Source organism: Candidatus Villigracilis sp., assembly GCF_057083605.1.
In genome coordinates this window covers 22,193-47,390 of the sequence record NZ_JBXMTI010000005.1, presented here as the reverse complement: position 1 = coordinate 47,390, position 25,198 = coordinate 22,193, and the positions used below count along the sequence as shown (strand labels likewise).

The following is a 25,198-nucleotide window of genomic DNA, read 5'->3' as shown; positions in this document are numbered from 1 at the left end:
GGACAATACCGATCGATCCACCGATCGACCCAGGGGCGGGATCGCTCGAGTTTCCGGGCGATCTCACTCTTCTTCCAGCCTTGCAGATGCAGGGCAACGGCTCGTTTGCGAAGCGTAATCTCGGTCTCCATCGTTCCACCTCCTAGCTCTTCCACCAGAAGGTGTAACATATGTCATTGCAGTTTTTGGCGTTAGAACTGTAACGGATCACATTGCAGTTTTTTTGTAACGGATGTCATTGCAGTTCACATATGGCGCTAGCAAGTAAATGATAAATCACTCTAGTATGTATTAATCTGGATGAAACCTGCTGGGTTTCTTGAAGAATTGCTGATGTAATTTTATCCATCAATAAACGTGCCTGCTTTTGCTTTTTATCTATTTTTTGATCCCAATGAAGAAAGTCTAGCCATGCTGTATTGTGGTCGTGTATGCCCATGCTTTTTAAGGTTTCAAACAACTTAATGGTTAATGCAACAATTTTTTCAATGGCACTATCTTTCTGTTTCATTATCATTTATCCTAATAACCCTTTCAGCAACGGCGAAACGGCTGCAAATTATGACCAAACGTGACAGTCACCTTAAAGGTGACTGTCATCACGTGGCTTGACTAACTCAACAGCCCTCTCGCAAACGATAAAAACGCCTGCACGTCATTAAAGTTTGTGACCATACCTACGGAGATTCTTACTGCCCCAGATGATTTACCATCAATGCACAAGCGGAAATCATCAATGGATAATCTATTCTCGTGCTCGGGGGATGTGAAGCAGACATCCAACTCCACGCGGGAGATGCCGAGGGCAATTTCGCCAGCGCCAGGATTACAGAAACAGCCCGTGCGCAGCGATATGTTGACCTTGTTGGCTTCGCTTTCGATAAAACGATGATCGAAGGCCTCTCCATCTTTATCATAAAAATTGACAGTGACCGCTCCGCCTCTTCCCTCACTGGAAGTTGGTCCAAAGACTCGCACAAGGGGTTTCCCGTTGCTGTGTTTCATGGCTGTAAGATTCTCCAACAGCCAGCTTGTTAATGTTTTAACTCTTTCGCTGATGACATCATAGCCAATCGATTCGATGTGTCTGAGTCCGATCTCAAGCGCGGGGATATTGAGGTAATCCAGCGTGCCATCTTCAAAGGCGGCGGCGCCATCGGCCAGATAATATTTATCACCCTGCACGGATGCGACGGTAATTGTCCCACCCGCGAACCAGGGACGATGCAATTTTGCCAACGCAGATTTGCGCGCGATCAATGCGCCAAGTCCCGTGGGGTAGCCGAATATTTTATAAAATGAGATCGGCACAAAATCAGGTTTGACTTTGCTCAAGTCCAATTTATTAGTGGGGACGTAAGCGGCAGCATCGACCAATACATCCCAGCCGTGAGCGTGGGCCTTCTCGATCCACTCCAATGGATGTTTGACCGAGGAGAAGTTCGATTGCGCGGGGTATGCAAAAAGATTGTGGCCAGCCGTCGAAGGCCGGGCCAGTTCAAGGTCCAGTTGCGAAGCGTCCACTCGCATGTCTGGCAGCATGACGGGGATATAGGTCACCTCTGCGCCGCGCGCGTGGGCGAATTCCCGAATCCCATTGACCGAATTGTGATTATCGAAAGTTAAAAGATAACGCCCATTTGAAAATGGATAAGACTCGCCGATCAGTTTCAGCGCGCCGCTGGCATTGGATGTAAAGATGGCGAGATATTCATTTGGGTCAGCGTTGAAAAATTTGAGGATGTATTCGCGCGTGCCTTCCACAAGCTCAGTAGCCGCAAGCGATGTGGGGTTGGATGAATGCGGGTTGCCATATACATTCTCGTGCAGTAGTTGATGATGCTTTTTGATCTGCGACTCAGCATAAATTCCGCCACCCGTGTAATCAAGATAAATATGCTCACCCGCATCAAGTCGTGCATATTCCTTCTTGCGTAACACATCAATCGATTCGGTTTGCTTGTAGGTGGGGTATTTTTCGAGAAAGGTTTGAAATTCTTTTGTTGGCATAACAAACTCCTAACGATAATGTCGTCATTGCGAGCCGCGCACTTGCACTAAGCGGCGAAGCAATCTCCAACTTTGATCTTGAGATTGCTTTGGGCGAAAGAGCATCGCCCTCGCAATGACGGAAAAATCATACTTTCACCGGATTACTCAACTTCCCAAGCCCTTCAATTTCCACATCCACCACATCGCCGTTCTTCAATTCACCCACCCCTGCGGGCGTGCCGGTGAAGATAAGGTCGCCGGGCTCAAGCGTCATCACAGATGAAATGTATGCGATCAATGTAGCAACGTTGAAAACCATGTCTCGCGTGGATGCCATCTGGCGCATCTGCCCGTTCACGCGGCAGGTCACCACCGCATCCGATGCATCGAACTCAGTGTCGATCCACGGGCCGAAGGAACAAAATGTATCGAAGCCTTTCGCGCGAGTCCATTGACCGTCCGTCTTTTGCAGGTCGCGCGCGGTGATGTCATTACCGATGGTGTACCCGAAAATGTATTCTTTGGCAGTTTCAGTGGTGATATTTTTTGCACGCTTGCCGATGACGACCACCAGTTCCGCTTCATGCTCCACCTGGCTGGATTGCGGGGGCAAATAGATATTCTCTCCGTTGGAGATGATCGATGAAGGCGGCTTTAAAAAGATGAGCGGCACTTTGGGAATTTCATTACCCAACTCTTTGGCATGTTCCACATAGTTGCGTCCCACGCATATGATCTTGCTCGGTTCACAAGGTGCGAGCAGTTTCAATTCGGCCACGGGAGTTCTTGCCTCACGGCGGCGATACTCGCCAAAGATATTCCCCTGAATTTCACCGATCTTGTCTTCCAGCATCCAGCCGTATTTTGGCAGGTCGCTATTGCTTTGATAACGAACGATTTTCATGCACTGTTTCCTTTACAAGTCAGCTCGTTGGTTGAGTAGAGTGGGCGTTCTTCCCGCTCGTACACCTGCACTTGCACCAGGTGCAAGTGTCGAAACCAACAAGTTTAGGGAAGATATTGATTTTCCATTCATTTGTGGTTTCGATACGCCCCGCGAAAAACACGCGGGGCTACTCAACCGCCGGAGTTTTTAATTACTTTCCTTCATACAAATTGATATTGATCCGATCCACATCCAGTAGCAGCTCACGGATAGGTTTGCCCAGCAGGGGATGAAAGAGATTGGGCGCAATGTCATTCAACGGCACGAGCACAAAAGCGCGTTGATGCAAACGCGGATGGGGAATCACCAGTGGAGGTGAATCAATGATCAAGTCATCGAAGAACAAAATATCAATATCGATCAAGCGCGGGCCGTTCTGAAAACTTTCCTCGCGTCCCAACGCAATTTCCAGCCGTTTTAGGTGTGCCAGTAATTCTTCAGGTTCAAGGTAGGTTTCAGCCATCACCACTTGATTCAAAAACGCGGCCTGCTCCTTGTAGCCCCAGGGCGGCGTCTCATACACAGGCGATTTCTTCTTCACGTTCAATTGCGGCGTGAGATTGCTGATCGCATTCTTCAAATTGGCAAGGCGGTTGCCGATATTACTTCCAAGCGCAAGGTAAACAATGTGTTCCATAATTTATCCCTTGATGAGGTGCTCATCAAAATGTTCAACCACATCCGCCGCCAGCCAGTCTTCAATATCAGAATTCATAAAGGCATCCTCTGGAAGATCGTTTACGAGCTTTATCATATCCAATCTTTTGTTTTCAAATTGATTCTGTACTTCTGCATCAGAAAGTTTTTTATATTTTACGATCAATTCGGCATTGAAGGCATCTGTATCGGGCTCCTGCCATTTGAAGTTCGGGTCATTCAAAATTCCTGTGATAATGCGTTTACCTTCCTCCCACCAGCCGATCACATGCCCAAGCAGTTCACGAAGATTCTCCACGCCCTGTTTTTTCAGGAACGCTTCCTTATCTTCGATCTTCGCAAATCTCTCGATGTACGTATTCCATTCATGTTGAAGTGTGTCCAAAACAAGAAAACGATCCAACGCGACCAGATGCTCGCGCGCGTGCTCGATAAAGACTCCGTTGATCCACGCGCGCACACGCCGATTCTCCCAGGCCGCTTCATTCATGGACCTTAGTTCTGCCCCGGCTTTCTGACGCGTTTTCTCAAAATGGGCCAGAAATTCAGCTTCATCCCAGCTTTTATATTCTGCAACCGCCGCGGCGTTGAAAACGGCAAAATCATATTTTTTGCGTTCATATTCGCGTCCCTCGGCAATTGCCATGATGATCGGCATCGCCTCCTCCCACCAGGCCAGTATATGTGCCAGCATATCGCGAAACCGCTCATAGCCTTGCTTGTTCACGCGCTTGATACCTTCATCCACAGGCAAGCGGTTGATTCGCTCAATGTATGTTGCCCATTCAATTTCAAGAAAATCCAGGGTACGTTGCTTGTAGTCCGACATCAATTCTCCATGATCAATTCAACAATCTCTGCATCCTTCAAAGCGCGACGCAAATCATCACTCTTCAAGATGACCGCGGTATTTCGCATCCCCGACCCGATGGACACTTCTTCCTCTTTCATCACACCCGCTTCGATCAGGACTTTGAGTTGGCGATGCAATCCGAAAGGCCCCACCGTCCCGATTCGATATCCCGTCACGGCCAGGACTTCATCTTCCGTTGCCATCGAAACGCGCGAACGCCCAAGATATTTCCGCAAGGTCTTCCACGAGATCTGGTCAGGCCCAGCTACAAGAGCCATTATAAATTCATCCTCCGCGATGCGGAACAAAATACTCCGCACCACCTGCGAGGGACGCTGTCCACGGTCACTCGCGGCCTGCTCAAACGAGGCGACAGGATTCTCGTGACGAAAGACTTTATGCGGTATGCCTATCTTTTCAAGGGCAATACTGACGGGAGGGGTTTCGTTCATGTTGCTTTCCGGTCATTGCGAGGGCAGTGTTTGTACGCCCGAAGCAATCTCTTGCGCTGTGACTGAGATTGCTTCGTCGCTCCGCTTCCTCGCAATGACATGCTACTTCGTTTTATCCTTGTAATCACATAACTCATTTATTGGACACTGCGGACATTTCGGTTTTCTAGCATTGCAAACCTCCCGCCCCAAACGGATCAAATTCAAATGCGCTGCGTAATACGTCTCAGGTGGGAAGATCGATTCGAGATGCGTGTGTGCTTGTTCCACGGTCATCTTCTCGGGGCGGAGGCCGATACGTCCAGTGACGCGGTATACATGCGTATCGACCGGGAAGGCGGGCATGTTCAATGAAAAACATAGAACGATGGCAGCAGTCTTGGGTCCCACGCCGTTGAACTTTGTCAGCCAGGTGCGCGCTTCTTCGATGGGCAGACCAGCTAAAAAGTCCAGATTGAGCGAGCCGCGTTCCTCCGTGATGGCGCGCAAGACTTGTTGCATGCGCGGTCCCTTTTGATTCGCGAGTCCTGCCGGTCTAATCGCATTGATCACATCCTCTTGCATGGCGTCGCGCACTGCTTCCCATGTTGGAAATTTGGCACGCAAGGAATTGAAAGCGCGGTCACGGTTGATGTCGTTTGTGTTTTGTGAAAGGATGGTTGAAATGAGTTCGTCAATGGCAGGCAAAGGGTTGCGCCAGGTTGGTTCGCCAAAGGCTTCAATCAGTGTTTGATGGATCTTGAGTGCGCGTGTTTTCAGATTCTTCATATTGTTTAACCAATTGTAGCGTATTCTCAATGACATCATAATGTTTCTCAGTGATGATGTTTTTGAATAATTGCGCAGTCTGTTGATATAGCGCAAGCGCAGCCTGTCCGCGTGTTATGTAGGCAGGGATTTTTACATCACCTGGATCTGCGCCCAGCGTAAGGCGAAATGCCTGCGTCCATGCATGAGATCGGCCCACGCTTTCCTGGATGATCTCGAAATAACGATTTTCGCTCTCCATCATTAATCCGCGTTGAACAGCCACCGCATTTGCCAGCCCATTGAACAGGCCCAAGACCGCATACAACACCTTTGATTCATTACTGTGCAGCAAACCATTGATGATCTTCTGCGCTTCTTCGGCACACCCCATTAATTCCTCCATGGCGTATTCATCCGCGACGGATTGCAGGCTTTGCCAGTTGAAATCCCGGGCTGCCTGCTTCAGACCAGCCAAACGACCAAAATCATCGACAAGAATTGCCATTTGTTTTAATCCTGGAACAGCCCAAACCGCTTTTTCAGGCTGTGCGAGGGATTCGTATTCTTTTTCAATTGTTATGAATTTCAAGCTAATCAAGTGACCATCGAGATGGCGCAGTATATAGGGTTCGGATGGAAGAGTTTCAACGAAGATATCCACATCCACATCGCTGTGCGGTGTGTTCTGCCCACGTGCATAACTGCCTACGAGAGCAAGGCCAACAACGCCCGGCTGATTCAACCGGGCGACAAGATTTTGGATCAAAGGGTCTTCAAGAAGATTCATTTCATGCAAGTTTGAAAACAGGCTGTGACTTCCCAGTATCAAGCCCTGCATAATTCTTCAATATTTTTTCGGGACCAAAGTTCGCGAGGGATTGTAATTGCTTCTCATTCAACACATGCAGTTGGCGCAGAATTTCAAGCGTAACAGCGGGTCTTACACGTGTGCTTGTTTCAAGTTTGTCATTCATCGAGGCTTTATCGCCATCCATTACTTTGAAGGCAATGCCTACGCCGTTTTGGGTATATACGCCGGGCATGAGGCCGATGATCTGGAATCCCTCCGCGCCGCGTTTTGTGATGATTCTACCTTCGCCAACTTTCATAAGCTCACAATCGAACTCACCGTAATTACTGATCATTTCGGGATGTGTGGTCATGGCGGTTGTTATCTTCTTGCATGCAATGACACGTGTTTCATTCAAGTCACGTGGATCACAAATCCGCGCCATGCCGAGGGCGGCATTGATTAATGGAATGGCAAAATTGGGCGCAGAGCAACCGTCGATGCCGAGTTCGATCTTACCCGTTTCAATGCCGCACATTTCAGAGAAAGTTTTCAATATCGCTTTTTGGATGGGATGATCAAAGGCCAGATAATTTTCGAGAGGCAGTCCGCGCATTTTGGCATAGGCCAGCATGGCAGTATGTTTGCCTGAGCAGTTATTGAAATTAGAGGTTGGTTTAATATCTTCTTTAATGACCTGTTTCAATTTGTTCGGATCGCCGGGTAAATGTCCGCCGCATTGCAGATGACTTTCCTGAATCCCAACCTTTTTCTGCATTCCTGCAACGGTATTAAGATGCATCTGTGATGTTTCATGCGAGGCACAGGAAATGGAAAGTTCCTTTTGTGTGAACCCGAAATGTTCCACGCCACCATGTTCAACGAAGGGAATAGCCTGGAAAGGCTTGGCGGATGAGCGCAAAAAGGCGACCGTGTGAGGGTCGCCGTGGGAGTGCAGGAGTTTTCCGCTTGAATCCACGATTGCGATGGAGCCAAAGTGAGTGGATTCAATGATCGAGCCGCGAGTCAGCTCAAGGATGGGTTGTGCGAGAGTCATTAATCCTCATAAGGCTGGGTGGAAGCATGGTGATGGCGCGAATTGTAGTGAAGCAGACCATAGCGCAGGCGCTGGGCGAATTGTTTTTGGCGGGCAGCCGGGGCCTTGTACCAGGTCAATAGTGAGGTGACCAGTTTCTCGGTCGCAGCGGGATTCGGCTTTTTGGCTGTGATCTTATCCAGCTTGTCGTTGACGTGCTTGAGAAAATCGTGTTGTGTTTTTATCGCACTCGCATTTACGATGCCGCCGCGGCTGCTAATAAATGTATATCCTTTAAAGGACGGGTCAAGCAGCGCATTCAATGAGTCAAGCCAGGCTCTGAGGTTTGAACCTGCCAGGAAAGGCGGCTGGTTCTTTAACACGGCGTCACCAATGAACAAAACCTTTTCCTGCGGCAGGTGCACCCAAATGGAGCCATTGGATGGGCCGGGGTGATGCTCAAGATACACAGGTGACTCGCTCCAATGCAGGGTCATTTGATCTGTAAAAGAGATTTCAGGAGGAGACCAGCGCACACTGCCGAGCCCGGCAATTGATTCCCAATCTGCGCCTGTTTCCTCGCCTTGTGCTTTGAAAGTGCTGGGACGTGTGCGAAAGGTATTGGCTGTTTTTTCATGTGCAATGACTGTGCAATCCATGGCACGCGCGCCGAGGGTTCGGTCTGGATGCGCATCCAGATTGACCAGAACACGTTCCATGCCGCCGCCCAGGTTCATCAATGCTGCGCGCCATGAACGGGCATCTTCAGGGGAGGGTGGCGCATCTATTTGAATCAATCCGCGCTGTGTGGCAATCACGCCAAGGGTGACGCCGGGAAACTGGTCTTCGATCAGAATGTTTTTTGCTACTTCCTGCATGTTACTCCTGGAAAAAAAGAAATAAAAAAAATCAATTTATGAATGGATGGAAAATTATGGCCTGGGTTGTTTCATAACCAATTTACCGGTTTGCCGTTTAAGTTCGCCTGTTGGTTTCTTTTGCGCCACAGGTAAAGTAAGACAGAAAGTTGTACCTTTTCCGGGCTCGCTTTCCACCCAGATCTCGCCGCCATGCCCAAGCACTGCCAGCCGACAAAACGCAAGGCCGACCCCCAGTCCGGTGGGCCGGTCCTTGCCGCGCAAACGAGTGAATTTATCAAAAATACGATCCTGGTCTGGTTTTGAAATGCCAGGGCCGTTATCACGAATCCAGAATTTTACAAAAACGCCATCGGAGGTTTGCGCACCGACCTCAATGTGACCATTCACCGGCGTAAATTTGATCGCATTTTCCAGCAGATTAATGATGACACGGTGGATCATATCCACATCCACCCAAATGAGTGGGAGCACGGTATTTGTTTTATTCTCAATCGTTTGCTGCCGTCCGGCTGCGGTTGGTTCCACATCACGGATGGATTCACGGATCAAAGCCATCGGGTCCACTGCATCCTGGTCTGCAATCGGCTGCCCGGATTCAAGACGGTTGATATCCAGCAGTGAATTCACCAGGCGCTGAATGCGGGCAGTGGAATTCCGCGCGATATTAAACATGGTGTTCAGCGTATCATCCACAGGCATCAAACCACTCATCATCTCAAGGCTTGAAACAATATTTCCAAGCGGTGAGCGCAGGTCATGATAGATCATGGATGTCATATCCTCACGCAAGGCATCCAGCTCTTTGCGTTCGGTGATGTCCCTCAAGATCCATTGGATCGAGTCGGTCTCTTCAAATTCCACACGGCGCGCATATACTTCGATGGGCGTTGCGCGGCCATCCTGCCGATGCAGGTTGGATTCATAATCGCATTCCTGGTCGCGCTTGAGCGATTCAAAACTTAAACCTGTTTTATTCCAATTGACTTCATGCAGTTGTTCAATGCTCATCGAATGCAACTGCTCAACATTATAGCCGCTCAATTTTACAGCTTGGCGGTTCGCTTCCAACACCTTACCATCCCAGTCTGTGATCAGGATTGTATCCACACTGTCTTCGAACAACTCACGATAATGTTTGTGTGCTTTTTGCAAACGATCAAAAAGTTCCGCGTTTTGGATGGTCGTGCCTGCCAGGCTTCCCAGGCCAGTCATCACCACCATCGCATCCGGGTCGAACGAACCGGAGACGGGATTGATCGCCTCCAGCACGCCGATCACTCTTCCCTGTGACTGGATCGGAGCAATGGCAACAGCCCGCATCTCGATTCCTCCGAACCTGTCCACTTCGCTATAACGCGAATCCTGTTTGACGTCTGGTACCACCAGCCCGTGCCCATCACCGATCACTAAGCCTGCAAGCCCCTGCCCGGCGGGAATGTGCCGGCCTGGAATATTCCCGGAGTTATGCCCGGCAGCGGCGTGGAAGATCAAGTCATTGCTGGTATGGTCTATCAAAGCCAGAGCCACGGTCTCCACCTGGAGCGCCTGCATGGTCTGGTTAAGGATGCGCCGCCATACATCCGCCATTTCGAGCGAGGTATTAATAGCTGCCGCACCCTCTGCCAGGGCGGTCATCACGCGCGCAGTCCGCTGGCTCTCGGTGTATAGGCGTGCATTCAAAACTGCCACACTGGCCTGGTCAGCAATGGCTTGCATTAATTCCAAATGTTCATCTGTAAATGCATGTGGAACCGAATGGACCAGCGTCAATACCCCCACCAAACGCTCTCGCGCCATCAACGGCACGCAAATCGCAGACTTGGCACCGGTCTTTTCAATGGCATCATCTGCGCGGCGCAACCAACGTTCATCCTTACTGGTATCTGGAAGCAGCGCCGATTTGCGATGCTGTACCACCCATCCGGCCAGACCACGCTCCACAGTATCACGAAGCTGCTGCGTGGTATGCTCATGGAACTGCCTGCCGTAAACAATGGTGGCATCCACCGGCTTGCCAAGATCATCCATCACAACAATGCTGCCGCGCTCTCCGCCCACGTTTTGAATGGCGGCAAAGAGCAGGCGTTGCAAAACAGTGCGAAGGTCTAATGCTGTGGCAACCTCACGGCTAACGCTGATTAATAGTTCAAGGAGGGAGCGTGCGCGGGTTTCTTCAGCCATGGTCGGTACAGAGTTAAGTATAGCCCTTTTGGTACAATTAATCCATGTCCTTTGAAATTACCCAAGTAAAAGCCCTGTGTTTTGATGTGGACGGCACACTCAGTGACACAGATGACCTGTACGCACGAAAAATTTCGCGTTTTATTCCGAGATTCCTCTTTGAAGACCCCGATCATTTTGCCCGCCGTTTTGTGATGTGGGTCGAGGCCCCCGGCAATGCCCTGCTCGGCCTGGCTGATACAGCGGGCATCGACGATGAGATGGTGGCTATCATCAATTGGATGTCCCGTCATCGCAACTACTCCTCAAAAGAATTTCTGCTTATCCCCGGCGTGGATGAAATGCTCAAACAACTGCATGGGCGTTATCCGATGTCGGTTGTCAGTGCCAGGGATGAACGCGGTACACTGGCTTTCCTTGAGAAATTCGATCTGCTGAAATATTTTGACGTAGTTGTTACCGGTTTATCGGCCAAATATACAAAACCATATCCCGATCCAGTTTTGCTCGCCGCGCAAAAAATGAATACCGCTCCTGAAAACTGCCTGATGATCGGCGATACCACAGTGGATATCCGCGCGGGCAAATCGGCTGGCACGCAAACTGTGGGGGTACTTTGTGGCTTCGGCGAAGAACCCGAGTTAAAGAAAATGGGCGCGAATGCGATCCTTGCGGATACAACAAAATTACTCGGGTTGTTGAATCAATAGAAACGTGGCATTGTTATTCTCATGAACATCATCAGTGTAAACATTCCTGCTCCTTCGGGGGCTTCGCGAAGCACCCTTTAGGGCAGCCCCCGAAAAGCCAAAGATATGCTTAAAAACCTTTCGACCGATTACTTAATATGCTTATGAAAATTATCAGTGTAAACATTGGCGTGGAACGCGAGTTGCAAACTGCAAACTCGCTGGACAAAACAGGCATTTACAAGTCACCTGTTCAGAATGCAGTTCATGTTTCAACGCTTGGCTTGAAGGATGATGTCATCCACAGCAAGAAACATCATGGTGGACCCGACCAGGCTGTGTACGTCTTCGGCGCGGCGGATTATGCCTGGTGGTCAAATGAATTGGGATATGAATTGACGCCCGGCACATTTGGAGAAAATATCACCATTTCTGATCTTGAAAGCGCAGACTTCAACATCGGCGATCGATTACAGATCGGCAATGTAATCCTTGAAGTGACCGCGCCGCGCATCCCGTGTGGAACTTTGGCGGCGCGTATGGGTGATCCACAGTTCGTTAAAAAGTATCGTGATGCGGAACGGCCAGGCTTTTATTGTCGTGTCCTCGCTGAAGGGGAGATCAAAGCCGGGGATGTAGTGGCAGTTCAACGACTCGGAAATAATGCGGGCGTAATCGAGATATTTCGATATTGGTATGAGAAAGAGAAGGATGAGTCCACACTCCGCAGGTTTCTACATGCGCCAATTGCGATCCGTGCGCGCAGGCGTTTGGAAGAAGAACTGCGTAAAGTCCTGTTGAAAAACACCCTTTGAAAAATGCGAGATGCCTGAATTATTTTGTGGGAAAATAGGGGAATGAATCAACAAGAAATCATCCAAAAAACAGCCGAATACATCAAGCAGGAATTTTCAGACGATTCCTCGGGGCACGATTGGTGGCACATCTATCGCGTGTGGAAGAATGCCATCACTATCTGCGAACATGACGCGGGGCGGGCGGATATGTTCATCGTTCAACTTGCTGCGCTGCTGCACGATCTTGACGACTGGAAATTCAACGAGGTCGAAGATGAGACTCCGCGTCGCGCGCGTGCCTGGCTTGAATCCTGCTCCGTAGACATTCCCATCGCTGACGCCGTCTGCGAGATCATCATGCACATCTCATACAAAGGTGCAGGTGTGGAAAACAAAATGGATTCAATAGAAGGCTTCATCGTGCAGGATGCAGATAGACTCGACGCTATCGGCGCCATTGGTATCGCGCGTGCTTTCGCTTATGGCGGCTACCAAAACAGGATGATGTACGACCCAGACTCGCCGCCCAAAATGCACGCCAGCTTTGAAGAATATAAAAATAGCAAAAGCACCACCATCAATCACTTTTATGAAAAACTGCTTTTGTTAAAAGACATGATGAATACAAAAAACGCAAAACGAATTGCGGAGCAACGGCACGAAGTGATGGTTAAATTTTTAGATCAATTTATGAATGAATGGGAAGGGAATTAAGTAAATGTCGTTGCGAGGGCGTTCCTGTTTTTGTCCGAAGCAACCCTCAACAATGAGGGGATTGCTTCGGCGGAAATGCGCCGCCTCGCAACGACATAATTACCTCTTTAATTCAAACACCAATACTCGTTCGGTCTCATACACTAACAAATGCAAAGCCGAACTACGGACGGAAACGCCGAGGTCTCTTAATGACTTTGCCAATGCACCATTATCATTTTCTGCGGGAATCATCACAACCAAATAGTCATAGTTCACTCCATTGCGGGCTGACCATTCACTTACACAATTCATATCCGCGCAATGTTGAAACTTTACCAATTGCGCATACCAGGGGAAAAAGTTTTCGCCCAGAGTCCATTCCAAACCCTGCATAGTTGTCACGCTGTATTGACCCGTCAACGCGGGGAACCATTCTTGCAGCGGGTCAGACATGGAAAACTCGCGACCTGTTGCAAGCAAAAAAGTCTTATCTATTTCCACATTCTTATTCACCCACTCGATCATCGCAAGATCATCCGCTTTCAAACTTGTGTTGACCAGTTGAAAATCAAAAATGCTGGCAGTCAGGATGAAGTAAATGGTCAATACAAATAACAAGATTTGAACACCGGGCTTCATAAACGCCACTTCAGCCTGGTCGCCGTCCAAGCGTCCAATCCATGCTGATAGTTTTAGCAAGCCTGCACCCGCCAGAATAGATAGCGCGAGCAAAGCAATGCCATCGCCACCGCGCGGGTCGATTAGATAGGCCAGCACAATCCATGTGACCAAAAAGAATTCGCGTTTTCTGAGTGAGATGAATATACCAATGAATGCAAGCAATAATACGGGGAGAAAAAGGTAATCTCCAAGCCCATCAAAATAAAGGAGGCCGAGATATGATGCAAGTGTCCGCTGGCTGGTTTGGCCTGCAGAAATAAATGGATCCAAGCCGTGACGGGTTAGCACAGTCAGCCACCAGGGGGCGGTGATTAAGGCCACACCCAGGCCTAACAATAAAGCGGAAATGAATCCACGTTTGTTGAAGCCGTAAAAAATGAAGATCAGCAAGCCACCCAGAGCCGCGTGCAAAGCGGTCTGCGGATGACTCGTCACTGCGCCTGCGCCAAAGAGGATAGTAAGGATAAGTTCCTTGTGGCTATAGTTTTTAAATAATTGTATGGCTTTATAAAAGAAAAGCATCATGAACAACGCGCCGAATGAACGCGTGATCCCTCCACCCATTACCTGCCAAAGAAAAGAACGCGGCGAAAGCGCAAAGATCAGTACAGCCAGTGAAGCGGATATACGCGAGTTTAGAGTTTCTTTTGCAAATAGATAAAAGATAAGGATGGAGATGGTGTTGATCAAGGCTGGGATGTAAAGCAAGACCCATAGATCAGAATCAGGTGTGAGCGCGGAAAGAAGCGCGGCGATATAAAATCCCAAGGGCGGATAGGCAAAGGGAATATCCGCATGGTTATACGTGGTGAATTGCGACAAGGCATAACCGTTGGCTTTCAGGTCATGAATCATCGTGTAGAACATGCCGCCGTCGTTGAGGGGGAAGCCGTTTGAGGCAACAGGATAAAAGCGAATGATCGCGCCAAATAACAGGGCCGTGATAAGCAACAATGAGGGGAGGTTGAGTTTGCGATTCATGGTTTCGATTCTATCCGTTTTTACCCTATAATTGGATCATCATGTTCGACCATGGCAAGCCCGTATTGCGCACCCTGCTCCGTCGATATGGGGTACGAAGCGTTACAGGAGTTATCACTCTCCTTGCAGTGATGACTTCCGTTTTAATTACTGCGATCACTCTTTATGTTGTAGAAGGTGAACTATCATTGCTCGGTTTGCTGCTTGCCGCATTGATCCCGGCCACCTTGGCGCCAATATTCTCAGGCAGGAACTTCCAACTCATTCACAAACTGGACCTGGCTGAGGAGCGTCTACGTCAGCTTACCATCACGGATGAACTTACTCAAGCTTACAACCGCAGACATTTCTTTGAACGGGTGGCCCAGGAGTTTTCACGCGCACGGCGACATAACCATCCGCTTTCGATTGCCTTGATAGATTTCGATGATTTCAAGCAGATCAATGATCGACATGGACATCTTGCCGGGGATGCCGTCCTCAGGCATGTCAGCCAGATCTGCGGGAATAATATTCGCGAGGCGGATGTTTTTGCAAGATATGGCGGGGATGAGTTTATATTTCTATTTCCCGAAACGGATGCGCCGCGTGCCTTGGAATGTCTTGAGCGAATTCTCGATGCATTGCTCCAAAATCCGCTTCAATATGGGGATGACATCATAAAGATTCGGGTAAGCGCAGGAACAGCATCGCTTTCGGATGCAACAAACAATGAGGATGAACTCCTGCGGGAGGCGGATTTTTCACTCTATTCAGCCAAGAATCAGGGCGGGAATCAGGTCAATTCGCAGCGCACTTGACGGTATGCAGCTTACACAGATAATTACTCCAAGTTGCTACCATACTCCCGTTGTGTCATGCTGAGGGGCGCTCTTGCCCCGACACTTGCGCCGTACGCCCGTGCGGTGAGCATCTCTGAGACCGTGAGCAAGAGACCCTTCAGTCGCGAAGAGCACGCTCCCTCACATCTTCCCGATGTCCTTCGGGAGGGTGACACGTTTCTTTTTATTTCAAGGTAGCAACTTAAGTTAATTAGCTGAAGCGCCCCTCCTTTAGAATTGAGGATAATCATGCCACCCATTCAACAAACATTCTGGAAAATTTGGTATCAATATATCAGCAGCCGTATTGGCAATGACCCTGTCACCTTTTTGAATTATGGGTATTGGCCGCCCGAGGGCGAGACGATTTTTCTTAAACCCCAAGATGAGCCCAACCGCCCTGCCATTCAACTTTATCATCATGTTGCAAGCGGCGCGAACTTAACTGGGAAAAATGTTCTAGAAGTGAGTTGCGGGCATGGCGGTGGTGCTTCATTCGTCAAACGTTATCATCATCCCAAAACATATACTGCAATCGACCAAAACCCAACGGCCATTGAAAGCAATCGCAAAACACATAGTGTGCTGGGAATCGATTTTCGTGTTGGCGATGCCCAGGCACTTGATTTCCCTGACGATCATTTTGATGCCGTTATCAACGTTGAAGCATCTCATTGCTATCCTCGGCAAGATGCTTTCTTTAAATCGGTCTATCGCGTTCTTCGTGCGGGCGGACATCTGCTTTATGCTGATTTTCGCCCGCCTGCGCAATCCACTCAACTTGACCGCGATATTGCGGAAGCAGGCTTTCAAGTCAAATCAAAAACCAACATCACGCCTGATGTCCTCCGCGCTCTTCAAAAAACCAGCGCACGTTATCGAAGCCTGGCGCACAAATTGGTTCCAAAAATTCTTCATCGCATGATGGAAACTTTCGCTGCCGTGGAGGGAACCAGCATTTACAACAGCTTCGTAAGTGGCGAGCGGATTTACTGGTCTTATCAACTCGTTAAGGCTGAGTAACGCATCCTGCTTAATCTGAAAACTGATGCGCCAACTCGAATAGAATCCAAGCCTTGACATCGCCCCGATTCCGCAGATAATTATGGTAATCAAATTTAAAGGCAGTGACAGAGGAAAGTAGGCTGGCAGAAGCCGCCAGAGACGTGCAAAGCAAATGGTGAAATTGCACTCGACCGAAATCAGTTGAAGTTCCCTCTTGAGCCGTTCAGGTGAATGTGAACCTATTAGTCTGAACCGTTTTCTCAACGTTATTCGAGAGGCTGATGCTAGTCAGCACAAAGCGAGTCACAAACCTTAAACGGTGAGTGTGACTAACTTGGGTGGTACCGCGAGAACTCCCTCTCGTCCCAATTGTGGACGGGAGGTTTTTGTTTGTATCATTTCGTCATTGCGAGGAGCGTTCTTGTTTTTCGCGACGAAGCAATCTCATACATAGTTGGAGATTGCTTCGGGCAAAAGAACATTGCCCTCGCAATGACGAGAAAATTTGGAGGCACGAATGCTAGATAAATTAAACGAGATCGAAAAATCTGCTTTGGAGTCTTTGCAATCCGTAAAAGACCAGGCCGCGCTTGAGGCTTGGCGTGTGGCAAATGTTGGGCGCAGTTCGCCATTGATGCAGGTCTTTGCCGGGTTTGGAAAACTCTCAAAGGAGGAGAAACCAGTTATCGGCGCGGAAGCGAACCGTGTGAAGGTGGCGCTGGAATCCGCTTTGGCCGAACGGGCCGAGGCGATCAAGAATGCCACGTTGGCGAAATCCCTCGAGGAAGAAAAACTGGATGTGACTTTACCTGGCCGTACTCAACATATCGGCAGGCTGCATCCATCCACGCAGCAGTTGCGGCGCGTGCTGGATATTCTCGCCGAAATGGGCTTTCAAGTTTATACATCGCGCGAAGTTGAAACTGACGAGATGAATTTTCAACTACTCAATTTCCCGCCGCATCATCCCGCACGCGATATGCAGGATACATTTTTCGTGGAGGCGGGAGATCGCGGCGATAACCCGGTCTTGATGCGGACGCATACATCGCCTGGGCAGATCCGCGCCATGCGTGAATACGCTGCGACGAATCCGCAGAACCCGCCGCCGATCCGCATCGCACTACCCGGTATGTGCTTCCGTTACGAACAGATTACGGCTCGCTCTGAGATTCAGTTCAATCAAGTGGAAGGACTCGCCGTTGGCAAGAACATCACCTTCGCTGATCTGAAGGGAACGATTGCAGACTTTGTCCGCCGTATGTTCGGTGAAGGCGCAAGGCTGCGCTTCCGCGCTTCGTACTTCCCATTCACGGAACCATCTGCCGAAGTGGACGTGGAATGTTTCGTCTGCGGCGGCAAGGGATGCCAAGTCTGCAAGAATTCAGGCTGGCTTGAAATCCTCGGTTGCGGCATGGTGCATCCCGTTGTTCTACAAAACGGCGGTTACGACCCCAAAATGTATTCAGGTTTCGCCTGGGGCATGGGACCCGAACGCCAGTTGATGCTGCGCAACAAGATCAACGACATCCGTTACTTCTGGGGTAACGATGTGAGATTTTTGGAGCAATTCTAGATTTTCAAACACAAAGGACACAAAGTACACGAAGGAAAATCAAAAGCAAGTCATTAAATACACAAAGCATTAAACCTTTGTGACCTTAGTGCTCTTCGTGGTTAAGTTCTTATAAGGAAGCGAATATGAAAATACCTCTATCATGGATGAAAGATTTCATTGACCTCGACGGCATATCTGTTGAAGATATAGCTCGTAAATTAACATTAGCTGGCTTGGAAGTAGATGAGATTCTTTATGCCGGTCTTCAAATGCCTGTCTATAAGGAAGGCGAGAAGCACGAGTTTAAAACGAACGGCATTGCATGGGATCGTGAAAAGATTGTCGTGGCAGAAATCCGCGAGGTGAAGCCGCATCCCAACGCAGACCGTCTGACTCTCCTTGACTTGTATGATGGTCAACAGGAGCAGGTTGTGCTGACGGGCGCGCCGAATATCTTCCATTTGAAAGGCACAGGCAAACTCGAAAAGCCAATCAAGGTTGCCTATGCCAAAGAAGGCTCGACTCTATATGATGGTCACGCCGAGGGACAGCAATTGATGACTCTCAAACGAGCAAAAATTCGCGGCGTTGATTCGTATTCGATGGTCTGTTCTGAAAAAGAACTCGGCATCACAGACGAAAGCGACGGCATCATCATCCTGGATGACGATGCACCTGTGGGCATGCCGCTTGCCGATTACATCGGTGACGCGGTGTTGGATATTTCCATTTTGCCCAACATGGCACGCAATGCAAATGTGATCGGCATCGCCCGTGAGCTAGCAGCGCTTACAGGCCGCGAACTAAAGAAGCAGACCATTAAACTCAAAACAACCGGTGACCCTGTTGAAGATTTGGTCGAGGTCGAAATTACCAACCCTGAACTCAATCCGCGTTTCGTAGCTGGATTAATTCGAAATGTGGAGATCAAGCCTAGTCCATATCATATTCAGCTCAGGCTTAAGCTTGCGGGTCAACGCCCCATCAACAATATTGTGGATGCAACCAACTATGCCATGCTCGAACTTGGCGAGCCGTTGCACGCATTTGATTATGATGTGTTGAAAGAACGAGCAGGCGAAGCGAAAATCAAAATCATCACCCGTGCCGCAAAAGATAGCGAAAAACTCACCACGTTGGACGGAGTCCACCGTACACTTACCTCCATGAACGTCCTCGTCAGTGATAAAAAAGGGTCACTCGGGCTCGCAGGCGTGATGGGCGGCTCTGAATCTGAAGTGTACGATGCTTCAAAAGAAGTGCTGGATGCGAAGGGCATCGAAACAAAACCAGGTGAAACGCCAGTTGGAAAAATCACCATGCGTGGAAAGAGCACGGTCAATGTTTTGCTCGAAGGCGCGGCGTGGAATTTCATAAACATTCGCCGCACAGCCAAGCAGCATAATCTTCCATCTGAAGCATCATTCCGTTTTTCGCGCGGCGTGCATCCTGCCATGGCAGATCAGGGCGTAAAGCTCGGCCTGTATTACATGGCTCAATGGTCAGGCGGCAGCATCGCGCCCGGACTAGTGGATGAGTATCCACTCAAGCCTAAAGATTCAGTTGTGGATGTTACGTCACAGGATGTTAAGAGACTACTTGGCATTGATCTCACGCTTGAACAGATCTCCGATCTCTTAACCCGCCTCGAATTCAAATGCAAAATTATGAAGCACGGCCTGCGGGTTACCGCTCCCTCTCACCGCATGGATATCGATGAAGGCGTTATCGGCCTGGCCGATGTGCTCGAAGAAGTCGCGCGCAGTTACGGCTACGATAACATTCCCACCACCACTATGGCCGATGCGCTTCCGCCTCAGGTCGGCAATCCCGTTCATGAATGGGAAGAGCATCTGCGTGACTTGCTGGTTGCAGTTGGCTTGCAGGAGGTTGTCACGTATCGCATGACCTCGCCCGAACGCGAAGCACGTTTGAACGCGAGCGAAAATTATGTTCGCGTTGCAAATCCAATTGCACCTGAGCGCAGTGTTCTGCGAAAGAGTCTGCTTACTTCTGTGCTTGAGATCGCAGAGAAAAATGCGCGCGCCGAATCTATTGCGCTATATGAAATCGGTCCCGTCTTTGAACCCAACAAAAATGATTTACCCCTCGAGCCGCGCAAACTTGCCATTGTGATGAGCGGGGCCCGTCTCGCCTCGGCCTGGGACGTGAAAGACTCGTCCGCTTTTGACTTCTTCGATATGAAAGGACGCCTCGAACTCCTTTTGAGTGGGTTGCGCCTCACTGATATTTCCTACACTGCGGCAGAATCCACTCAATACCTGCACCCGGGCAAAGCCGCGCAAGTCAAAGTGAGCGGACAAGTGGTGGGCGTATTCGGTGAATTGCATCCGCTGGTGAAAGAGAAATTCGAGTTCGGAGAGTCACCGGTCATCGTCACAGAATTTGACCTCGACCTGCTGCGCAAATTGAATCCCACCTACGGCATTAAATCCGTGCCCGAGACTCCGCCCATTTACGAGGACATCGCCATCATCGTGGATGATTCAGTGGAAGCGTCTGCTGTTGAAAGCCTCATCAGGCAGACAGGAGGAGGAACCGTCACCGATGTCCGCTTGTTCGATGTTTATAAAGGTGATCAGATCGGCGCCGGGAAAAAGTCTTTGGCGTATAGTCTCACCTATCAATCAGACAAAACGATGACCGACGCCGATGCCGCCGCGATCCGCAACAAGATCGTCAAACGACTGGAACAGACAGTTGGCGCAAAGTTAAGAAGTTAGTACCAATGGGATGCAGGTTTGAACTTGCGTCCCATTTTTTATTTCTGTATACTAAGTAGTCGGTCGAAAGTTTTTGGACGTATCTTTGGCTTTTTGGGGGCTAAGCCCCCGAAAGAGCAGGAATAAGTTGTAAAATTATTTTCGACGAAATACCTAGTAAAATTTTTAAGGAGAAAAACGAATGAATAAGAATACCAGCATGATCATTACAGTTGTCCTTGCATTATTGTGTTCCTGTTGCAGTTTATTCACCTGCATCATGGGGTTTGGCGGCATCACCGGAAACGGAACTTACCAGTTCGGCGGCGTGGAACAACCCATGCCCCCAACGGCAGGATATGCGCTTCTTTGTCTTTCTTTTATTATTATCCTCGTTCCGGTTGTGGCTGGCTTTTTCCTGCTCCGCAAGAAACCAGGCGACCTACCTGCACCAGCCAGCGACGAACCGCTTCCGCCTGCTTCGTAGTTTTGAAAAAAATTCTCCGAGTTTTGCTCGGAGAATTTTTTTTATTTTACGGTAATGGTCAGCCTGAGAGCGCAGAACTCGTTCTTCCCAATATTTATTCTCCAGTTTGTCTTATAATCCCCCGCTTCTTTGGGAGCCTCCATACTGACAGTGAGATCAACCTTGCCGCCGGATATAACGGATGAGGGAAGGTCATAGATCGATGCGGTATGCAATTTTTCGCCGCTTGAATAACGGTAATCTGTATCCGATGAAAACCAGGTACTCGTACCTGTGTTCACCACATGCCAGATCATTTGAAACTTCTCATTCGATGAGAACTTGCTGTCGTTGGGAGGTTCCTGTGAAGTAACCTGGCAATCATACTGTAAGCCTGAACTGCCCGGTGTAACCAGCGTCGGTGGGACTGTAATGGTGGGCAGCAGGAAGAGGAAGGTGGGTGTGGCGGTTCCAGTGGGCGTATTGGTAGGCAGGGATGTGACCGTGGGGGTAAACGTGGGCGGCAGCACAAGCGCAGTTTGGGTGGCCGCCGCATTGGCAGTCAGAGCGATCATCGTGTCGATCGATTTCGGGTCGAATGTGGGAATAGGCGCAGGGGCAGGCACAAGTGTTGGCACGCATGCAAGCATCACGGCTGTGATCGCCAAAAAGGCAAATATCCTGGTATTGCGCCGGATCATCTTCGTTCCCCTGGAGTTTTATTTGACAACAATGATGACGGATGGGTAACACATCGGGCCGTCTACAACCCAGGACATGGCATAGGTGCCTTTCTTGCTTGGGGCAGTTGCGTCCACATCGACCACATATTTGCGGCCCGGCAATATTTCCTTGGGAATCTCGACCCGGTTGGGGTTCGTCATTTTTGTGCCGCTCGAATACTTCACGTCAATACCAGCAGGCCAGGGCCGTTGACCCACATTGACAATGGTCCACCTGATGTCGAATTTTGCGCCTTTTTTAATTTCGGTGTAATTGGCAGGCTTCTGAACAGCCACGCTACAGGCATATAATGGCTGGACGGCAGGAACGAAAGTTGCCGTGGGATTTAATACGAGCGGCGTAATAGTCGAGACCGGCGTGAATGTAAATTGGGGAGGTGTCAGAGGCGTTTCAGTTGCCTGATCAACAGCAGTTTGTGTTGCCAGCGGGGCTTGTGCAGCAACGGTTTGTTCCACAGAATTTGCGATCTGCTCGTTGGCTTGCATGGTCTGCGCCACGGCCGTATTGACCCGTGATTCCAAATCTTGATCTTGTGAACCCTGGCCTGGCAGGCAGGCGGTCAGCAGAAAAACAAGGGTGACCAAAATAATCATATTTTTACGCATATCAATCTCCTTTTTATGCAGACCTGACAGGTTTTCCCCCTTCGGGGACTTCGTAGAAACCTGTCAGGTCTCTTCATCCTAGTCTGTTTCGCCGGAGCCGATCCCGAGCGGTTTCCACTTGCTTTCATCTTTCAAACGGTGTTGAAGACCACCGCGCTCGTGAAGCTCATCGAAACCTTCAGGCTTGATGAACATCTGCTCGCCATCCAACATGCCCGTGAGACCAGCCTGGCCAGGTTCGGGGCGCTTGCTCTGGCAGAATTTGCAAGTCTTCGGGTCATGCGATTTGTACTCGGTCGGCTCTTCGTAAGTGGTTACAAAGCCCTCATAGTTTCGCACAATGACCTTGTGGTCTGACATGCTCAACAGGTAGTTCGGCATGACAGGAATCTTACCACCTCCGCCGGGCGCATCCACAATGAATTGTGGGACGGCGTACCCGGAAGTATGTCCGCGCAAGCCTTCGATGATCTCGATGCCTTTTGCGACAGGTGTACGGAAGTGACCGGAGCCTTCCACCAGGTCACATTGATACAAGTAATAGGGGCGCACACGAATGCGGGTCAGCTTCTGGACAAGTTCGCGCTGCATATGCACACAGTCGTTTACGCCAGCCAGCAGCACAGATTGGTTACCCAAAGGAATACCCACGCGGCTCATGCGGTCACAAGCCTCGGCGAGTTCTTTTGTAATTTCGTTCGGGTGGTTCACATGGATATTCAGCCACAGCGGATGGAACCTGGCGAGCATGTCACACAGTTCCTGTGTAATGCGCATGGGCATGAAGACCGGCACACGCGAACCGATGCGTATGATCTCAATATGTGGGATCTCGCGCAGACGAGTGAGCAGTTCTTCGAGAATTTTTGGAGCCAGCACCAGCGGGTCACCGCCGGAGAGCAGCACGTCACGTACTTGCGGTGTGCGTTTGAGATATTCGATCTGCATCTCAAAATCGTGGCGGTTGAAGGTTTGGCCGGGGTCACCGACGATGCGCGAGCGCGTGCAATAACGGCAGTACGAGGCGCATTGAGTCGTTACCAGCATAAGCACTCTGTCAGGATACCGGTGAACCAGCCCCGGCACGGGAGAGTGACGGTCTTCCGCAAGTGAATCTTCCATCATCGCGGTGAAGGCATTCAATTCCTCCGCCACAGGAATGATCTGCTTGCGGACGGGGTCATTTGGGTCATCAGGGTCAATCAGCGAAATAAAGTAGGGCGTCACATCCACGCGAAACAAGCCTTGTGTTTGCAATGCCTTTCGTTCCGAGTCGGTGATCGGGATCACTTTTTCTATATCTTCAGCAGTATTCAAGCGGTGGCTTAACTGCCAACGCCAATCGTTCCACTTTTCATCGGGAACATCGGCGTAGATCGGCGCACGCTTGGAAATGATAGGGGTAGGCATGGTTTTTTCCTCCGAAAGTTAAATCATTAAAGTTAAACAACACGCGGACTAAAGCCTGTGTGGAGGGTCATGGTCGGGGCGAAAGAAGCCGGCGAACATTAGGGTCATATTATCATTGTAAAAGCAAACGGAACGCGGGTCAATGAGCTTATTTTTCGAGAGTACAATTGGGTTAAACAGGAGACCAATATGACCCTTGAAGGCACTCACGGATTATGGGGAGACCTGCACCGCCCAGACCTTACTCCCGAGCAAACCGATTTCAGTGTGATCGGCATTCCTTTTGATGGGCTTGCCAGCGCAAGAAAAGGTGCGGCCCTGGCCCCTGAGCGCCTGCGATTCTGGTCACGCCATGCGACTCCTTTTAGCGAGGATAGGACTCGATTGAAGGATTTAACTGTCTGCGATCTGGGGGATATCCCAATCACCCGCCCCGAATCGGACTTCAACATGGTGCGCCAACGAGTAGCGACTCTACGCAATATGCCTATTCTTTTGGGCGGCGATCATTCTGTCACCATTCCCATCCTTGAGGGACAACGCGAGCGATACAAAAACCAGCGCCTGGGTGTATTGTGGGTGGATGCCCACCCCGACCTGTGCAATACGTTTGACGGCTCAAAACTTTCACATGCCTGTGTATTGCGGCGCGGCCTCGAATTTGGCATCGAACCTCACGACATTTGCATGGTCGGCTTGCGCTCATGGGAAGATCAGGAAATTGACATCATCGAAAACGGTGGTGTGCACGTTTACACCGCCGCAGATGTGGCAGAACGCGGCATGAGAAAAGTGGGAGATAGCATTCGCAATATCCTCAACGATTGCGATGCGATCCATATTTCACTTGATATTGACTGCCTCGACCCATCCGCTGCGCCGGGTACGGGCATCCCTGAATTCGGCGGCCTCACATCACGTGACGTATTGACCCTGCTCAAAACCATGCAAGGGCTTTCGCTGGTCGGCTTGGATGTTGTAGAGATTGCGCCTCCACTCGACCCATCTGAAGCCACAGTCTTTGCAGGTCTGAAGATCATCATGGAATATATCGCGGTCATTGCGCGCGAAAAGCAGAAATAAGGTCTATCATGGAAATCGATCTCGAAGGACTCGAAATTAAAAATAACGAGGCAGAAAAGCATTTTGAAACGCTTATAAACGATCTGCCTTCAAAACTGGACTATATTGAAGATGAAGATACTTTTGTCATCACACACGTGGGAGTCCACCCTGATTTGAGGGGACATGGTGTGGCAGGCAAACTAACCCAGTTCGCGCTCGAATATGCCAAGGGAAAATCCCTGCGTGTAATTCCCATGTGTGCCTACGCCGCAGCTTATATCCGCAGGAATCCACAATATGTTGAATTGACCAAGCATAAGGAGAATTAATAAGTCAACTTATGAAGTGTCATTCTGAGCGATAGCGAAGAATCTCTGTCATTATCGTAGAGACCCTTCGCTACACCTGCACTGCAACAA

At 49.6% G+C, this 25,198-nt stretch carries 26 protein-coding genes and 1 other annotated feature; of the genes, 10 read left to right on the top strand and 16 right to left on the bottom strand.

Annotated features, from left to right (window positions below; all coding sequences use genetic code 11):
• The 12 genes from AC14M5_RS01355 to AC14M5_RS01300 all read right to left on the bottom strand — a co-directional run.
• On the bottom strand, nt 1-131 hold a 131-nt coding region (locus AC14M5_RS01355; protein ID WP_484027823.1), incomplete at its 3' end, for a helix-turn-helix domain-containing protein.
• Between the two features lie 104 nt (nt 132-235).
• The gene (locus tag AC14M5_RS01350; RefSeq protein ID WP_484027822.1) at nt 236-511 is read right to left on the bottom strand and encodes a hypothetical protein; all 276 of its coding nucleotides are present in this window, start codon (nt 509-511) and stop codon (nt 236-238) included.
• A 101-nt stretch (nt 512-612) separates the two neighbouring features.
• A complete protein-coding gene (locus AC14M5_RS01345) occupies nt 613-2,010 on the bottom strand; it encodes an aminotransferase class V-fold PLP-dependent enzyme (protein ID WP_484027821.1) in 1,398 nt (465 codons plus the stop codon).
• A 127-nt stretch (nt 2,011-2,137) separates the two neighbouring features.
• Nucleotides 2,138-2,896 (bottom strand): fumarylacetoacetate hydrolase family protein, encoded by a 759-nt coding sequence (locus tag AC14M5_RS01340; RefSeq protein WP_484027820.1) that lies wholly within the window; start codon nt 2,894-2,896, stop codon nt 2,138-2,140.
• A gap of 193 nt (nt 2,897-3,089) precedes the next feature.
• On the bottom strand, nt 3,090-3,575 hold the full coding sequence (gene folK, locus AC14M5_RS01335) for a 2-amino-4-hydroxy-6-hydroxymethyldihydropteridine diphosphokinase (RefSeq protein ID WP_484027819.1): 486 nt from the start codon (nt 3,573-3,575) through the stop codon (nt 3,090-3,092).
• Nucleotides 3,576-3,578: 3 nt separating this feature from the next.
• The gene (locus AC14M5_RS01330) at nt 3,579-4,424 is read right to left on the bottom strand and encodes a ClbS/DfsB family four-helix bundle protein (RefSeq protein WP_484027818.1); all 846 of its coding nucleotides are present in this window, start codon (nt 4,422-4,424) and stop codon (nt 3,579-3,581) included.
• Nucleotides 4,424-4,900: an aminoacyl-tRNA deacylase gene (locus AC14M5_RS01325; protein WP_484027817.1), complete on the bottom strand. Its 477-nt coding sequence runs from the start codon at nt 4,898-4,900 to the stop codon at nt 4,424-4,426. Before AC14M5_RS01325 ends, AC14M5_RS01330 begins: the two co-directional genes overlap by 1 nt.
• Nucleotides 4,901-5,002: 102 nt before the next feature.
• On the bottom strand, nt 5,003-5,668 hold the full coding sequence (locus AC14M5_RS01320; protein WP_484027816.1) for an endonuclease III domain-containing protein: 666 nt from the start codon (nt 5,666-5,668) through the stop codon (nt 5,003-5,005).
• Nucleotides 5,619-6,437 (bottom strand): nucleotidyltransferase domain-containing protein, encoded by an 819-nt coding sequence (locus AC14M5_RS01315; protein WP_484027815.1) that lies wholly within the window; start codon nt 6,435-6,437, stop codon nt 5,619-5,621. The genes AC14M5_RS01320 and AC14M5_RS01315 overlap by 50 nt, the downstream gene beginning before the upstream one ends.
• 1 nt (nt 6,438) lies before the next feature.
• Entirely contained in the window at nt 6,439-7,497 is a 1,059-nt protein-coding gene (locus AC14M5_RS01310) for an asparaginase (protein ID WP_484027814.1), read from the bottom strand.
• Nucleotides 7,497-8,354 carry an MBL fold metallo-hydrolase gene (locus tag AC14M5_RS01305; RefSeq protein WP_484027813.1) on the bottom strand — a complete coding sequence of 286 codons (858 nt, stop codon included), beginning with the start codon at nt 8,352-8,354 and terminating at the stop codon, nt 7,497-7,499. Before AC14M5_RS01305 ends, AC14M5_RS01310 begins: the two co-directional genes overlap by 1 nt.
• A gap of 54 nt (nt 8,355-8,408) precedes the next feature.
• Nucleotides 8,409-10,538 (bottom strand): GAF domain-containing sensor histidine kinase, encoded by a 2,130-nt coding sequence (locus AC14M5_RS01300; RefSeq protein ID WP_484027812.1) that lies wholly within the window; start codon nt 10,536-10,538, stop codon nt 8,409-8,411.
• Nucleotides 10,539-10,582: 44 nt separating this feature from the next.
• Here AC14M5_RS01300 and AC14M5_RS01295 point away from each other — a divergent pair, with 44 nt between their 5' ends.
• The 3 genes from AC14M5_RS01295 (at nt 10,583) to AC14M5_RS01285 (ending at nt 12,738) form a co-directional block, all read left to right on the top strand.
• Nucleotides 10,583-11,248, top strand: a complete 666-nt coding sequence (locus AC14M5_RS01295) for an HAD family hydrolase (protein WP_484027811.1) — start codon at nt 10,583-10,585, stop codon at nt 11,246-11,248.
• Between the two features lie 143 nt (nt 11,249-11,391).
• Nucleotides 11,392-12,042: an MOSC domain-containing protein gene (locus AC14M5_RS01290; RefSeq protein WP_484027810.1), complete on the top strand. Its 651-nt coding sequence runs from the start codon at nt 11,392-11,394 to the stop codon at nt 12,040-12,042.
• A 42-nt stretch (nt 12,043-12,084) separates the two neighbouring features.
• On the top strand, nt 12,085-12,738 hold the full coding sequence (locus tag AC14M5_RS01285; protein WP_484027809.1) for an HD domain-containing protein: 654 nt from the start codon (nt 12,085-12,087) through the stop codon (nt 12,736-12,738).
• A 99-nt stretch (nt 12,739-12,837) separates the two neighbouring features.
• On the opposite strand, the gene AC14M5_RS01280 is transcribed toward AC14M5_RS01285, so the two are convergent.
• The gene (locus tag AC14M5_RS01280) at nt 12,838-14,382 is read right to left on the bottom strand and encodes a hypothetical protein (protein ID WP_484027808.1); all 1,545 of its coding nucleotides are present in this window, start codon (nt 14,380-14,382) and stop codon (nt 12,838-12,840) included.
• A gap of 41 nt (nt 14,383-14,423) precedes the next feature.
• On the opposite strand from AC14M5_RS01280, the gene AC14M5_RS01275 reads away from it, so the two are divergent.
• The 5 genes from AC14M5_RS01275 (at nt 14,424) to AC14M5_RS01255 (ending at nt 20,976) form a co-directional block, all read left to right on the top strand.
• A complete protein-coding gene (locus AC14M5_RS01275; protein WP_484027807.1) occupies nt 14,424-15,182 on the top strand; it encodes a GGDEF domain-containing protein in 759 nt (252 codons plus the stop codon).
• A gap of 270 nt (nt 15,183-15,452) precedes the next feature.
• Entirely contained in the window at nt 15,453-16,226 is a 774-nt protein-coding gene (locus tag AC14M5_RS01270; protein ID WP_484027806.1) for a class I SAM-dependent methyltransferase, read from the top strand.
• Between the two features lie 95 nt (nt 16,227-16,321).
• Nucleotides 16,322-16,579: a binding site (T-box leader), on the top strand.
• Between the two features lie 146 nt (nt 16,580-16,725).
• Entirely contained in the window at nt 16,726-17,784 is a 1,059-nt protein-coding gene (gene pheS / locus AC14M5_RS01265; protein ID WP_484027805.1) for a phenylalanine--tRNA ligase subunit alpha, read from the top strand.
• Between the two features lie 125 nt (nt 17,785-17,909).
• The gene (locus AC14M5_RS01260) at nt 17,910-20,510 is read left to right on the top strand and encodes a phenylalanine--tRNA ligase subunit beta (protein ID WP_484027804.1); all 2,601 of its coding nucleotides are present in this window, start codon (nt 17,910-17,912) and stop codon (nt 20,508-20,510) included.
• 181 nt (nt 20,511-20,691) lie between these two features.
• Nucleotides 20,692-20,976: a hypothetical protein gene (locus tag AC14M5_RS01255; RefSeq protein ID WP_484027803.1), complete on the top strand. Its 285-nt coding sequence runs from the start codon at nt 20,692-20,694 to the stop codon at nt 20,974-20,976.
• Nucleotides 20,977-21,017: 41 nt separating this feature from the next.
• On the opposite strand, the gene AC14M5_RS01250 is transcribed toward AC14M5_RS01255, so the two are convergent.
• From AC14M5_RS01250 to kamA, 3 genes are all read right to left on the bottom strand, one after another.
• Complete coding sequence (locus AC14M5_RS01250; protein ID WP_484027802.1) at nt 21,018-21,656, bottom strand: NBR1-Ig-like domain-containing protein; 639 nt, start codon at nt 21,654-21,656, stop codon at nt 21,018-21,020.
• Between the two features lie 18 nt (nt 21,657-21,674).
• On the bottom strand, nt 21,675-22,304 hold the full coding sequence (locus tag AC14M5_RS01245; protein WP_484027801.1) for an NBR1-Ig-like domain-containing protein: 630 nt from the start codon (nt 22,302-22,304) through the stop codon (nt 21,675-21,677).
• A gap of 78 nt (nt 22,305-22,382) precedes the next feature.
• Nucleotides 22,383-23,714, bottom strand: coding sequence for a lysine 2,3-aminomutase (gene kamA / locus AC14M5_RS01240; RefSeq protein WP_484027800.1), 1,332 nt, complete (start codon nt 23,712-23,714; stop codon nt 22,383-22,385).
• 189 nt (nt 23,715-23,903) lie between these two features.
• Here kamA and AC14M5_RS01235 point away from each other — a divergent pair, with 189 nt between their 5' ends.
• Entirely contained in the window at nt 23,904-24,797 is an 894-nt protein-coding gene (locus AC14M5_RS01235) for an arginase family protein (RefSeq protein ID WP_484027799.1), read from the top strand.
• A gap of 8 nt (nt 24,798-24,805) precedes the next feature.
• Entirely contained in the window at nt 24,806-25,108 is a 303-nt protein-coding gene (locus tag AC14M5_RS01230) for a GNAT family N-acetyltransferase (RefSeq protein ID WP_484027798.1), read from the top strand.
• The last annotated feature ends 90 nt before the right edge of the window (nt 25,109-25,198 follow it).